This is a genomic window from Planotetraspora sp. GP83, from assembly GCF_041262585.1.
Lineage (GTDB): Bacteria > Actinomycetota > Actinomycetes > Streptosporangiales > Streptosporangiaceae > JAOEGB01.
The window spans coordinates 368873-381978 of sequence record NZ_JBGCBZ010000002.1; the positions used below are offsets into that span (position 1 = coordinate 368873).

The following is a 13106-nucleotide window of genomic DNA, read 5'->3' on the forward strand; positions in this document are numbered from 1 at the left end:
CTACTCCTCGTCCGGGCGCAGCATGGTGACGATCTCGGAGAATTCCTCGGAGAAGCTCGCGCCGCCGCCCTCCGCGCGGGTCAATCCTCCCACCGTGACCTGCCGGTCCTTTGTCCGGACCCAGACCCTGCGGCGGCGGATGGTCAGGGACAGCACGAGGCCGATCACCGCCGCGGCCGCCGCGAGCAGGGCGGGCAACCGGCCGGGGTCGTAGGTCGTCTGGAGGCTGATCCATTCCTTGACGCCGGTGAACTGGATCTTCCCCGCGCCGTCGGGCAGCTCGCGGGTGTCGCCCACGTTGAGCGGTGCGGGCTGGGCCGACATCGTCCCGAGCGGCTTCAGATGGTCGGTGTTGAGCTGGTAGACCGACTGCGGCCGCCCGTTCTTCAGGCCGAGATCGCCGGAGAACGGGAAGACCTGGACCGTCGGGTTGACCGCGCCGGGGAAGACGGACACCCAGGCGCCGCCGTTCGGCACCGTGGTGGGCAGGAAGCGCGCGAGGAACCCGAGTTGCACCGGCTGCGCGTCAGGCACCTTGATCACGCATTCGGAGGTGTAGGTCGCCTGGTCGTTGGCGAGGCAGGGCACCGGCCCGTCGAAGGCCACCTGCCCCTTGCCGTCGATGACCTTGAACGTCGGGGCGTACCCGTGCCCGATGAGGTAGGTCAGCGTGCCGTTCACGTCGAGCGGGTCGTTGACCTTGAGGTCGAAGTCCCGGGGGGCGGCACTTGGGGAGTCCTGGACGGACAGCTTCGCGCTGTAGTCGAGCGGCTGGCCCTGTTTCGCCCCGGCCGCGACATAACTCGCCTGGAAGTCCTTGAGCGTGAACGAGAACGGCTCGAGCGACTCGGCCGTCACCCGCTGGCCCGGCATGAACCGGTCGTACGCGGCGACGGCGTTGGCGAAGCCGTCCCCCTCGACCACGAGCACGTTGCCGCGGTAGCCGTACAGGCCGCCGGCGCCGACCGCGAAGAGCAGCACGAGCAGCGCGACGTGGAAGAGCAGGTTGCCGGTCTCCCGCAGGTAGCCCTTCTCGGCGGCGACCCAGTCCGGCCCCGTGACGACGCGGAACCGCCTCTTCCGGAGCTTGGCCGCCGCCTCCTCGACCGTCAGGCCGCTCTCGAACGACTCGCCGTACGGCAGGCGCAGGAGGTTGCGCGGCGCGGCGGGAGGCTCGCGGCGGATCTCCTTGAGGTGGACGAGCGCCCGGGGGAACACGCATCCCGCCAGCGAGACGAACAGCAGCAGGTAGATGGCCGCGAACCAGGGCGAGGTGAACACGTCGAACAGCCAGAACCGGTCCAGCCACTTGGCCTCGGTGGGGCTGTTGGCGTAATACTGCGCGACCCTTGCCGGGTCGACGCCGCGCTGCGGGTAGAGCGAGCCCGGCACCGAGCCGAGCGCGAACAGGAACAGCAGGATCAGCGCCGTCCGCATCGAGGTCAGCGTCCGCCAGGCCCACCGCAGCCAGCCCATGGGCCCGAGCCCCACGGGGCGCACGGGGTCCGGGGCGACCTCGACGGTGTCGTGGGGCGCCGTCATCAGATCACCGGCTCGAATCCGCCGACCCAGCCCTGCAGCCCGGCGATCAGGTCGCCCCAGAGCCCGGTCACGAGCAGCAAACCCACGCCGACGAGCATGGCGCCGCCGACGCGGGTGACGAGCGGGGTGTGGCGGCGCACCGCGGCGAACGCGTGGAGCGCCTTCCGGTAGGCCAGCCCGGCGAGCACGAACGGCAGGCCGAGGCCCAGGGCGTACGCGAAGGCGAGGACGGCCCCCCGGGCGGCGCTGCCCTGGTCGACGGAGAGCGTGAGGACGACGGCCAGTGTGGGGCCGATGCAGGGCGTCCAGCCGAGCCCGAAGACGACCCCGAGCAGCGGCGCGCCCGCGAGCCCGGCCGCCGGGAGCCGGTGGAACCGCACGTCACGCTGGAGGCCGGGGATGAGGCCGACGAACGCGAGGCCGAGGACGATCGTGACGACCCCCAGCACGCGGGTGATCACGTCGGCGTTGCCGAGCAGGACGCCTCCGAGGCCGCCGAACAGCGCTCCGCCCAGCACGAACACGGCGGCGAAGCCGAGGACGAACAGGGCACTGCCGAGGATCATCCGGCCGCGCTTCGGATCGCCGCTCATGCCCGTCACGTACGACAGGTAGCCCGGAACCAGCGGGAGCACGCAGGGAGAAAGGAACGACACCAGCCCGGCCGCCAGCGCGATCGGCAGGGCGACCAGCAGCGATCCGGTCGCGACCGTGGTGCCGAGGTTACTCATCGCTCACCTTGGTGACCGCGTCGAGAAGGTCCTTGTACTTGACCTCGCCGAGCGCGCGGGCGGCGATCCGGCCCTGGCTGTCGATGATCAGCGTGGAGGGGATGGCCGCCGGAGGGACGGTCCCCTGGAACGCGAGCAGCACCTTGCCGGTCTTGTCGTAGATGCTCGGGTAGCCCGGCTGGACCGTGCGGTCGAAGGCCTGGGCGGACGCCTGGAGGTCCTTGAAGTTGACGCCGACGAACTCGACGCCCTTGGCGCGGGTCCTGGCCGCGATGTCCTTGAGCACCGGGGCCTCGGCCCGGCAGGGGGCGCACCACGACGCCCAGAAGTTGAGCACGTAGACCTTGCCGGAGGCAAGCTTGGCCGTGCCGCCGTCGAGGGTCGCGCCCTCGATCGCGGGCGCCTTCTGACGGGCGGAGGCCCCGAAGAGCTCGACCCTGCCGTCCCCCGCCACGAACCTCGTGTCGCCGGATCGGGGCTGGGACGCCTGACCGCCCGCACAGCCCGCGAGGGCTGTCACGGCCAGAGCGACGATCACGGACAGGCTCTTGGCGGACACGGGAGGAAATCTCCTTGTACTACAACCGGTAGAGCTGCAAGCCTACCGAGCACACGGGGTGCCCCGGCCAGCGGGTCATGCCCCGGGGACGGGATTGCCCTTGAGGAGCGTGCCGGCCGGCTCGCTGTAGCCGACGCTGATGAGGCGGTCGCCCTCGAACGTGAAGCTGGTGAGGCTCGCCAGCGCGCACTGTCGGCGGCGCGGGTCGTGCCACAGGCGCCTGCCCTCGGCCGCCAGGCGGATGACCCAGATGGGCAGTTGGTGGCTGACCAGCAGGGCCTCGTGACCGCGCGCCCGCTCCCGCGCGTCGTCCACGACCGACTTCATGCGGGTGACGACCTCGGTGTACGGCTCGCCCCAGGACGGCCGGAACGGGTTCCTGAAGTGCCGGTAGTAGCGGGGATCGCGGAACACGCCGTCGCCGGCGACCCGCATGCCCTCGAAGACGTTGGACGCCTCGATCAGCCGGTCGTCGAGCGTGACGTCCAGGTTCAGCGCCTGGGCGGCGGGCGCGGCCGTCTCCTGGGCGCGCTCCATCGGTGAGCTCCAGACGGCGACGACGTCCCTGCCCCCGATGGCCTTGGCGACCACTTCGGCCATCTGCCTGCCGTTTTCGGACAGGTGGTAGCCCGGCAGCCTGCCGTACAGGATCCCGGAAGGGTTGTGGACCTCACCGTGGCGGAGGAGGTGGACGACGGTCGTCTCAGTCATGGCCTCGACAGCCTACCCGGCGTCCAGGCCCTCGCACGCGGTACGCAACGCGTCGACGGCGGCGCGAATCGCGGGACGGCGGGCGGCGTCGGTCCGCCAGACGGCGTAGAGGCGCCGCACGGGCGGCGGCTGGATGGGCACCACGTCCACGCCCTCGGGGAGCGGTCCCCGGCCGAGGCGGGGGACCAGCGCGCACCCGTGGCCGGCCGCGACCAGGGCGATCTGGGTCGGGTACTCCTCCGCCATGCAGACGATCTCCGGCTCCTTCTCGGCCGAGCGGAGCAGGAACAACAGGAAGTCGTTGCACACGGTGCCCGGCGTCGAGGCGATCCAGCTGTCGCCGGGGAGGTCGGCGAGCTCGACGTGCTCCCGGCCCGCCAGAGGGTGGCCGACCGGCACGATGACGTCGGCGATGTCGTCGAGCAGCGCCACGCGGGACAGGCCTTCGGGCAGCGCCATGGGCCGGTTCAGCCAGTCCTGCACCACGGCGAGGTCGATCTCACCCCGGGACACCTCGCGGAGCTGCCGTTCCGGCTCGCGCTCGTAGATCAGCAGGTCGAGGTCGGGATGGTGCTTCTTCAGCACCGAGAGCGCCTGGGGCAGGATGCCGCGCGCCGCCGTCGGGAAGGCCGCCATGGTCAGCCTGCCCACCACGGCGCCCCGCAACGCCTCGAAGTCGGCCTCCGCGGTCTCGACCAGCGCGAGGATCTTCTCCGCGTGCTCGGCGAGCAGCCCCGCCGCGTCCGTGAGCTTGACCCCCCGGCCGTTGCGCTCGACGAGGACCGTGCCCGTCTCGCGTTCGAGCTTGGCGAGCTGCTGGGAGATGGCGGACGGGGTGACCATCAGTGCCTCGGCGGCCGCGCCCACGGAGCCGTAGACGGCCACCGCGTGCAGTGCCTTCAGCCGGTGGAGATCCAACATGTAAGCCAGTCTAAACCGTTCTGCTTAGAAAATCTCGCTTGTCCTCAACTGTTAAGCAGTGAAACGATATGGGCATGCGAATCCTCAACAAGCTCTTCACTAAGCCCACCCGTCCGTCCTACCTCGAGGCCCTCGCCGCCGACGCCCGGCAGAGAAGAAACAGGCAGAACACCTCCTCCCGCTGACGTCCTCCCACCGACCGTCGCTCGGCGTGGCGCAGTTCGGCCTGCTCCTCGTGGGCATGCGCGCCGGCATGCCGGCCGAGCGACTTCTCCTTCCCCATAGGAGAGAATGGACAAAGCGCACGGAGGCGAGCGGGATGGCCACGGAGAGTAGCGTGGACGATGCTACGGTGAGCGACGTGAGCAGCGCACTGGAGTACTGGCCGGCTCCTCCCCCGTGGGGATGAACCGCCGATGATCTGGATCGCCTGCCGCCTGAAGGCCCGAACGGTGAACCCGACTTCTTCAAGCACGTCGAGCTGATCGATGGAGCGCTTGTCTTCATATCCCCCCAGCGGCGCTTCCATCAGCGCCTGATCCGCGGCCTGACCGAGCGGCTGGACGCCCAGGCCCCAGCTCATCTGTCGGCCGTAGACCAGATGGACGTCATGCTGGGGCACCGGATGCGCCCGTGCCCCGATGTGCTGGCCATCGACGCGGCCGCGGCGGCCGACAACGAGCGGACGTTCTACGTCGCCGCAGAGGTCCACCTCGTCGTGGAGATCGTGTCCCCCGGCTCGGTGGATCGTGACCGGAAGACGAAGCCGCAGCGGTACGCGGAAGCGGGCATCCCGAACTTCTGGCGAGTGGAGGAGTGGCGAGTGGAGGAGAACGACGGGCGGCCGGTCGTCTACGTCTACGAGATCGACCCGGCCACCGGGGCCTACAGCGTCACCGGCATCCACCACGATCGGTTGGCGGTCTCCGTCCCGTTCACGATCGACATCGACCTGAATGCCCTCCTCGGCCGCGTTTAACCGGCTTGGGCGGCGGCCTTGGCGGCGAGGGGGAGGGCCTCGGCGACGCGGGTGAGCGCCTCGTCGTCGTGGGCCGACGACAGGAACCACGCCTCGTAGGCCGACGGCGGCAGGTAGACCCCCTGGTCGAGCATGCTGTGGAAGAACGCCCGGTAAGCGCCGGTGTTCTGGGTCCGCGCCGACGTGAAATCGGTGACCGGGCGGTCCGTGAAGAAGATCGAGAAGAGGCTGCCGGCCCGCTGGAGCCGGTGGGGCACGCCCGCGGCGGCCAGCGCGTCGGAGGCTGCCCGGCCGATCACCAGCGCCGCCGCGTCCACCCTGTCGTACACGTCGTCGTCACAGGCCCGCAGCGTGGCCAACCCGGCCGCGCAGGCCAGCGGGTTCCCGGAGAGCGTGCCGGCCTGGTAGACGGGGCCTTCCGGCGCGAGGGCGGCCATCACGTCGGCCCGGCCGCCGAACGCCGCGGCGGGCAGGCCGCCGCCCATGACCTTGCCGAACGTCATCAGGTCGGCCTCGACGGGATCGACGCCGTACCAGCCCTCCGCGGACACCCGGAAGCCCGTCAGCACCTCGTCCATGATCAGCAGAGCGCCGTTCTCCGTACACAGCTCACGCAGGCGCTGGTTGAAGCCCTCGGCCGGAGGCACCACGCCCATGTTCGCCGGGCAGGCCTCGGTGATGACGCAGGCGATCTCGAAGGATCGGAACGCCTCCTCGACCGCCTCCACCGAGTTGTACGGCAGGACGATCGTGTCGGCGGCGGACGCCCCGGTGACCCCGGGGGTGTCCGGCAGGCCGAACGTGACGACTCCCGAGCCCGCGGAGGCGAGCAGCGCGTCCACGTGGCCGTGGTAGCAGCCGGCGAACTTCACGATCTTCGACCGTCCGGTGAAGCCGCGGGCCAGCCGTACGGCCGACATCGTGGCCTCGGTGCCGGAGCTGACCAGGCGGATCTTCTCGACCGGCTCGACGCGGGAGACGATCTCCTCGGCCAGCAGGACCTCGCCCTCGGTCGCGGTGCCGAACGAGAACCCACGGGAGACGGCCTCCTCCACGGCCGCCACGACGGCGGGGTGCCGGTGGCCGAGGATCATCGGGCCCCACGAGCACACCAGGTCCACGTAGCGGTTGCCGTCGACGTCCGTGACGTACGGCCCGTCGCCGGAGGCCATGAACCGGGGCGTGCCGCCCACGGCGCCGAAGGCGCGCACCGGCGAGTTGACACCGCCCGGAACGATCTCACGGGCGCGGGCGAACAGGTCCTCGGAGGTCTGCGTTCGAGTCACGTCCCCCAGATTACGGGCCCGGGGGCGCGGCACCCGTACCGGATCTGGTGGACGGGGTCTGGTGGGGGAGGGATCACTCGCAGAAGTCGGCGAGCAGGTCGAGGACGCGGAGCGGGTCGGGCAGCGGGCGGCCGTCCGGCGGGCGGAGCCAGCTCACGGCGCCGCCGGTGGCCAGCGTGGACGGTGGTGCCAGGACGTAGCTCTCGCGGCAGTGCCAGCGCAGGCCGGGCGTTTCGTCGATGGTCTCGGGGCCGGCGTCGAGGTGGCACGACCACCACTCGTCCTCGTCCTCCGGCGCGCCCCTGGTCGCCACGTAAAAAAGGACCCGGTCGCCGTTCACGGCGACCGGGCCCGTTTCGAAGCCTATCTCCAGGCCTGCTGCGTCCATCGCGGCCAGCGCGGGCGTCCCCGCGGAGGCTTGTACGTCGAACACGTCGAACACCCTGCCGGTGGGCAGGACCACGTTGGCGTCGGGCTCCTGCTCCCACCACCGTGTCAGGAGGGCGGAGTCCGTCGTGGCCTGCATCTGCCAGGCGGGCGAGACCGGGTGCATGCCCGGCTCCGGACACCCGACCCGGTCGCAGGAGCACGCGCGCCCTCCCTCGGCGAGCGGATGGGCGCCCATACAGCTCGCCCACCCGAGCCGGGCGTACTCCAGCACCGAAGAGATCTTCCGCGGCGCCGCCCGGTGCGCACGCCGTTTCGTGCGACGGGCCAGCGGTACCCCGACCATGGTGCTCCTCCCCACAAGGAACGTGACTAGCGATGCCTCCCGCGATGCCTCCGCGATGACGCGATGAATGGTCAGGATAGTCGGCGTGCGACCTCCGTGGCCCAGTAGGTCAGGATCATGTCGGCCCCGGCGCGGCGGATGGCTATCAGTGACTCCATGATGACCCGCTCCCGGTCGATCCAGCCGTTCGCCGCGGCCGCCTCGACCATCGCGTACTCGCCGCTCACCTGGTAGGCCGCGACCGGCACCTCGACCAGGTCGCGGACCTGGCGAAGGATGTCCAGGTAGGCCAGGGCGGGCTTGACCATCACGGCGTCCGCGCCCTCGGCGAGGTCGAGCCGCACCTCGCGCAGCGCCTCGCCGACCGGCCCGGCCGGGTCCTGCTGGTACGCGCTGCGGTCGCCGAACTGGGGCGCGCACTCGGCGGCCTCGCGGAAGGGCCCGTAGAACCCGGAGGCGTACTTGGCCGAATAGGCCAGGATCGGGATCTCGGCGTAGCCGCCCGCGTCCAGCGCCTGGCGGATCGCCCCGACCTGGCCGTCCATCATGCCGCTGGGCGCGATGACCTGCGATCCGGCCGCCGCCTGGGCGACCGCCGCCGAGGCGTACCGCTCCAGGGTGGCGTCGTTGTCCACCTCTCCGGTGCCGGTCAGCAGGCCGCAGTGGCCGTGGTCGGTGTACTCGTCCAGGCACGTGTCGGACATCACGACCAGGGAGTCGCCCACGTCCGAGGCGAGATCCCGCAGGGCCACCTGCACGATCCCCTCGGGATCGTCGGCGGCGGACCCACGGGCGTCCTTGTGGGCCGGCACCCCGAACAGGATGACGCCGCCCACGCCCGCCTCGGCCGCCTCGTGGGCGGCCTTCCGCAGCGAGTCCCGCGTGTGCTGGACGACGCCCGGCATCGACCCGACCGGCTGCGGCTCGGCGATGCCCTCCTTGACGAACATCGGTAAGATCAGCTCGGCGGGATGCAGCCGCGTCCCCGCGACCATCCGGCGCAGCGGGACCGTACGGCGCAACCTGCGCGGCCGTGCCGCCGGGAACTCGGCCATGGTCACCGTCGCCTCCATCCGGCGTCACTTGACACGGCGGCGGGCCCCTCTGCGGGTCTGTGAGGGCCTCCGGGGCACCTCACCGGCCGAAAGGGCCGCCTGCCGCTGCTTGGCACCATAGTCCGCCAGGGCGGCGGCCAGGGCCGAAGCCGACGGCTTGTCGGCCATCACGTCAACCCGCAGGCCGAACTCCTCGGCAGTCTTGGCCGTCTGCGGGCCGATGACCGCGATGACCGTGACGGTGTGCGGCTTGCCGGCGATGCCGACCAGGTTCCTCACGGTCGACGACGAGGTGAACAGCACCGCGTCGAAGCCGCCGCTCTTGATCGCCTCCCGGATCGGGGCGGGCGGGGGCGCCGCCCGGACCGTCCGGTACGCCGTGACGTCGTCGCACTCCCAGCCGAGCTCCGTGAGTCCCGCGACCAGCGTCTCGGTCGCGATGTCCGCCCGCGGCAGCAGGACGCGGTTGATCGGATCGAGCATCGAGTCGTACGGAGGCCACTCGGCCAGCAGGCCCTCCGAAGACTGCTCGCCGGTCGGCATGAGGTCGGGCTTCACGCCGAACTCGACGAGCGCTCGCGCGGTCGCGTCGCCCACGGCGGCGACCTTGAGCCCGGCGAACGCCCGCGCGTCCAGGCCGTACTCCTCGAACTTCTCGCGCACGGCCTTGACCGCGTTCGCGCTGGTGAAGGCGACCCACTCGTAGCGGCCGGTGACCAGGCCCTTGATGGCGCGGTCCATCTGCTGCGGAGTCCGCGGCGGCTCGACCGAGATGGTCGGCACCTCCTCCGGCACGGCGCCGTAGGAGCGGAGCTGCTCCGACAGGCCCTGGGCCTGCTCCTTCGTGCGCGGCACCAGGACCCGCCACCCGAACAGCGGCTTCGTCTCGAACCAGGAGAGCCGGTCGCGCATGCCGACGGCCTCGCCCACGACGACGACGGCCGGCTCGGTCATGCCCGCGTGCTTCAGGTCGGGGCCGAGACGGCCCAGCGTTGAGACCACGGTGTACTGCTCGGTCGTGGTGCCGTCGCTGGTGACGGCCACCGGTGTCGAGTCGGGCTTGCCGGCCGCGATCAGCGCCTTGGCGATCGGCACGGCGTCCGCGACGCCGTTGTAGATGACCAGGGTGCCCTCGCAGGCGGCGTGCGGAGCCCAGTCCTCCACCTGCGCCGCGTCCACGATCCGGAACTCCGGCACGGCCACCGCCGGCGGGATGCCCGCGTAGGTCAGCACGGCCGTCGCGGGCGGGACGCCCGGCACGATCTCGAAGTCGACGTCGGCCTTGGCGCATGCCGTGACCTCGTCGGTGACCGAGGAGAAGAACGACGGGTCGCCGGGGCAGAGCCGCACGACGGTCCGCCCGGCCTTCGCCTCCTGGATGGTCCGCAGCGAGACGGAGTTCTCCGCCGCGTCGGCGCAGACGTCGACGACCTCCACGCCCTGACGGCAGTGGCGCAACAGCGAGCCGTACGCCTCCCGGTCGAGGACGACGACGTCGGCCCTGCTCAGCAGGTCGGCGCCGCGCAATGTGAGCAGGTTCTCGTCACCCGGCCCGGCGCCGACGAAGGCGACGAACCCGGTACAGGCGTGTGGACTGTGATTCACGGAGCTCAATGGGCCTGCTCCCCCATCAACGTGCCGGCCCCTTCGGCGATCATGGCGGCCGCGAGCTCGCGGCCCAGGTCCATGGCCGCCGGAGAAGGTCCGGAGGTGGACTTACGCACCGACCGGACCCCGTCGACGGCGACGACGGTTGCGGTCAGATTGAGAATGTGCCCGTCACCGGACGCGAAAGCACCTACCGGCGCCGCGCACCCGGCCTCGAGGGCGGCGAGAACCGAGCGCTCAGCCGTCACCGCGGCCCGCGTACGCGGGTCGTCGACGGCGCTCAGCAGCTCGATCAGGTCCGCCCGGGCGGCCAGGCACTCGAGGGCGAGCGCTCCCTGCCCCGGGGCGGGAAGCATCTCGTCGACCTCGAAGACCTGCGAGATGTCACCGTCACGGCCGAGCCTGCCGAGCCCGGCGGCGGCCAGGACGACCCCGTCGAGCTCACCAGAGGTTACCTTGCCGATACGAGTGTCCGCGTTGCCCCTGATCGGGACATAGTCGAGGTCAGGCCTGATCATGCGGAGCTGCGCGACCCGGCGCGGCGACCCGGTCCCGATCCGCGCGCCCGGCGGAAGATCGGAGAGCTTCGCCACGCTCACGAGCGCGTCACGGGGATCGTCGCGCGGCGGGATGGCCGCGATCACGATCCGCTCGTCCGGCGTGGTGGGGAGATCCTTCAGCGAGTGGACCGCGAAGTCGATCTCGCCCTCGACCAGCTTGTTCCGCAGCTCGCTGACGAAGACGCCGGTCCCGCCGAGCTGGGTGAGATGGGCCTTGGTCACGTCGCCGAAGGTCGTCACGCCGACGAGCCGCACCTCACGCCCGGTGAGGGCGGTCAGCCGGTCGGCCACGAGCTGCGACTGCGTCGTCGCCATCAGGCTCTTGCGCGTGCCGAGACGCAGAGGATCGCTCACTGGTCCATCTCCATCCGGGAGACGGCGTCCGGCGCCTTGGGATCGAGGTCGAAGAGCTCACGGAGCGCCTCGGCGTAGTGATCGCCCGCCGGGGAGGCGGCCAGCCGCTTCACCCGCACCGTCGGCTCGTGGAGCAGCTTGTCCACGACCCTCCTGACGGTCTGGGTGACCTCGTCGCGCATCCGGCCGTCCAACTCGGGAAGCCGCGACATCAGCCGGCCGATCTCGGACTCGACCACTCCGGCCGCCTTGGTGCGCAGCGCGATCACCGTCGGCGTCACCTTGGCCGCCCGCTCCGCCTCCAGGTAGGCCGTGACCTCCTCGGCGACGATCCGCCTGACCGCGGCGATCGCCTCGGCCCGCCCGCCGTCGGCGGTGTCGCTCCCCAGCCCGGCCTGCTGCATCGACTCCAGATCGACCAGCGTCACGCCGGGGATCGCCCGAACCCCCGGATCGACGTCGTGCGGGAGCGCCAGGTCGAGCAGGAAGAGCCCGGTCCTGCCGTTCATCGCGGTCGCCACCATCTCGGCGGTGATCGCGCGGGTCCCCGCGCCGATGCAGGAGACCACCAGGTCGGCCTCGGCCAGCTCCGCGGGGACGTCCGCCAGCTCGGCGGCCCGCCCGCCCACGGTCTCGGCCAGCCGTACGGCACGCTCGTGGGTGCGGTTGGCGATCACGATGTCCGTCACGCCGGCGCGGGAGAGGGTCGCGGCCGACAGCGCGCTCATCGAGCCCGCTCCGACGACGAGGGCGCGCTTGCCGGTGATCGGGCCCATCACCCGCTCGGCGAGCGTCAGGCCCTCGCCCACCAGCGACGCCCCGGCCCGATCGATGTCGGTGTCGGCGTGCGCCCGCTTGCCGACGCGCAGGGCGTGCTGGGCCAGCTCGTTGAGCGCCGTCCCGGCCGTGCCCTCATCCTGGGCGAGGCGCAGCGCCGTACGGATCTGCCCGAGGATCTGGCCCTCGCCGACCACCATCGAGTCGAGGCCGCAGGCCACCGCGAACAGGTGCTCGACCGCGCGGTCCTCGTAGTGCACGTACAGGTGCCGGGCCAGCTGCTCCTGCGGCATGCCGGAGCGCGCGCTCAGCAGGTCGGTCAGCGCCGTCACGCCGCCGTGGAAGCGGTCGACGTCGGCGTAGACCTCTACCCGGTTGCAGGTGGAGACGACCAGCGCCTCGGAGACGTGCTCGTCCTGCCACACGTCGTGCAGCAGCTTGGCGAGCGCGTCACCGGTGACCGTGACGCGTTCGAGCAGCGCCACCGGCGCGGTGCGGTGGCTGAGGCCGACGACGAGGAGGCTCATGAGCACACTCCGATCGCTCGCTCACTCACATGACCACCCCGTCCGGCCACTCCTCGGCCATGATGGGCCCTCCACTTGCCTTGCGCTGCTCGTGGAACGCAAGAATCTGCAGCTCGATGGATAAATCGACTTTACGGACATCTACTCCGTCAGGCACAGCCAGAACGACGGGAGCGAAGTTCAAAATACTCGTGACGCCGGTCGCGATGACCCGGTCGCACACATGCTGGGCCGCCGTCGCGGGCGTCGCGATCACCACGATGGAGACCCCGCGCTCGGTGATCACGGATTCCAGCTCGTCGGTGTGCTCCACGACGAGACCGGCGATCCGGTCGCCGACGACTTCCGGATCGGCGTCCAGCAGGCCCGCCACCCGGAATCCCCTGGACACGAACCCTCCGTAGTTGGCCAGAGCTCGCCCGAGGTTGCCGACACCGACGATGGCGACGGCCCAATCCTGGGTGAGACCAAGCTCACGCGATATTTGGTATATCAAGTACTGAACGTCGTAGCCCACTCCCCTCGTGCCGTACGACCCGAGGTGGGACAGGTCCTTGCGCAGCTTCGCCGAGTTGACCCCGGCGGCCAGCGCGAGATCCTCCGAGCTCACCGTCGGCGTGCCCCGCTCCGCCAGCCCGTTCAGCGCACGCAAGTAGAGCGGCAGTCGCGCGACGGTCGCGTCGGGAATGCCACGTTCGCGGGCCTGTGGGATGCGGCGGATCACGTGCCGGTGCTCCAGGGGGACGGACGGCCGGTGCGCCCC

13 protein-coding genes are annotated in these 13106 nt (G+C 71.1%); 1 reads left to right on the forward strand and 12 read right to left on the reverse strand.

What is annotated here, in order from left to right; genetic code table 11:
* The 5 genes from ABH927_RS04525 to ABH927_RS04545 all read right to left on the reverse strand — a co-directional run bounded on the left by ABH927_RS04525 (position 1) and on the right by ABH927_RS04545 (position 4464).
* Positions 1–1542 (reverse strand): cytochrome c biogenesis protein ResB, encoded by a 1542-nt coding sequence (locus ABH927_RS04525; RefSeq protein ID WP_370018293.1) that lies wholly within the window; start codon positions 1540–1542, stop codon positions 1–3.
* Positions 1542–2273, reverse strand: a complete 732-nt coding sequence (locus tag ABH927_RS04530; protein WP_370018295.1) for a cytochrome c biogenesis CcdA family protein — start codon at positions 2271–2273, stop codon at positions 1542–1544. The genes ABH927_RS04525 and ABH927_RS04530 overlap by 1 nt, the downstream gene beginning before the upstream one ends.
* The gene (locus ABH927_RS04535) at positions 2266–2832 is read right to left on the reverse strand and encodes a TlpA family protein disulfide reductase (protein ID WP_370018297.1); all 567 of its coding nucleotides are present in this window, start codon (positions 2830–2832) and stop codon (positions 2266–2268) included. The genes ABH927_RS04530 and ABH927_RS04535 overlap by 8 nt, the downstream gene beginning before the upstream one ends.
* Before the next feature lie 75 nt (positions 2833–2907).
* Entirely contained in the window at positions 2908–3543 is a 636-nt protein-coding gene (locus tag ABH927_RS04540; protein ID WP_370018298.1) for a histidine phosphatase family protein, read from the reverse strand.
* Between the two features lie 12 nt (positions 3544–3555).
* Positions 3556–4464 (reverse strand): LysR family transcriptional regulator, encoded by a 909-nt coding sequence (locus ABH927_RS04545; protein WP_370018299.1) that lies wholly within the window; start codon positions 4462–4464, stop codon positions 3556–3558.
* A gap of 481 nt (positions 4465–4945) precedes the next feature.
* On the opposite strand from ABH927_RS04545, the gene ABH927_RS04550 reads away from it, so the two are divergent.
* Positions 4946–5443, forward strand: coding sequence for a Uma2 family endonuclease (locus ABH927_RS04550; protein WP_370018407.1), 498 nt, complete (start codon positions 4946–4948; stop codon positions 5441–5443).
* Here ABH927_RS04550 and hemL read toward each other — a convergent pair.
* The 7 genes from hemL to ABH927_RS04585 form a co-directional block, all read right to left on the reverse strand.
* On the reverse strand, positions 5440–6729 hold the full coding sequence (gene hemL, locus ABH927_RS04555) for a glutamate-1-semialdehyde 2,1-aminomutase (protein WP_370018301.1): 1290 nt from the start codon (positions 6727–6729) through the stop codon (positions 5440–5442). The genes ABH927_RS04550 and hemL overlap by 4 nt on opposite strands.
* A gap of 73 nt (positions 6730–6802) precedes the next feature.
* A complete protein-coding gene (locus ABH927_RS04560) occupies positions 6803–7462 on the reverse strand; it encodes a bifunctional DNA primase/polymerase (protein WP_370018303.1) in 660 nt (219 codons plus the stop codon).
* Between the two features lie 71 nt (positions 7463–7533).
* The gene (gene hemB, locus ABH927_RS04565) at positions 7534–8517 is read right to left on the reverse strand and encodes a porphobilinogen synthase (RefSeq protein WP_370018409.1); all 984 of its coding nucleotides are present in this window, start codon (positions 8515–8517) and stop codon (positions 7534–7536) included.
* Between the two features lie 24 nt (positions 8518–8541).
* Positions 8542–10131, reverse strand: coding sequence for a uroporphyrinogen-III synthase (locus tag ABH927_RS04570; RefSeq protein ID WP_370018305.1), 1590 nt, complete (start codon positions 10129–10131; stop codon positions 8542–8544).
* Positions 10128–11039 carry a hydroxymethylbilane synthase gene (gene hemC / locus ABH927_RS04575; protein ID WP_370018307.1) on the reverse strand — a complete coding sequence of 304 codons (912 nt, stop codon included), beginning with the start codon at positions 11037–11039 and terminating at the stop codon, positions 10128–10130. Before hemC ends, ABH927_RS04570 begins: the two co-directional genes overlap by 4 nt.
* On the reverse strand, positions 11036–12343 hold the full coding sequence (locus ABH927_RS04580) for a glutamyl-tRNA reductase (protein ID WP_370018308.1): 1308 nt from the start codon (positions 12341–12343) through the stop codon (positions 11036–11038). Before ABH927_RS04580 ends, hemC begins: the two co-directional genes overlap by 4 nt.
* A gap of 25 nt (positions 12344–12368) precedes the next feature.
* On the reverse strand, positions 12369–13067 hold the full coding sequence (locus tag ABH927_RS04585; RefSeq protein ID WP_370018410.1) for a redox-sensing transcriptional repressor Rex: 699 nt from the start codon (positions 13065–13067) through the stop codon (positions 12369–12371).
* Positions 13068–13106 lie beyond the last annotated feature (39 nt).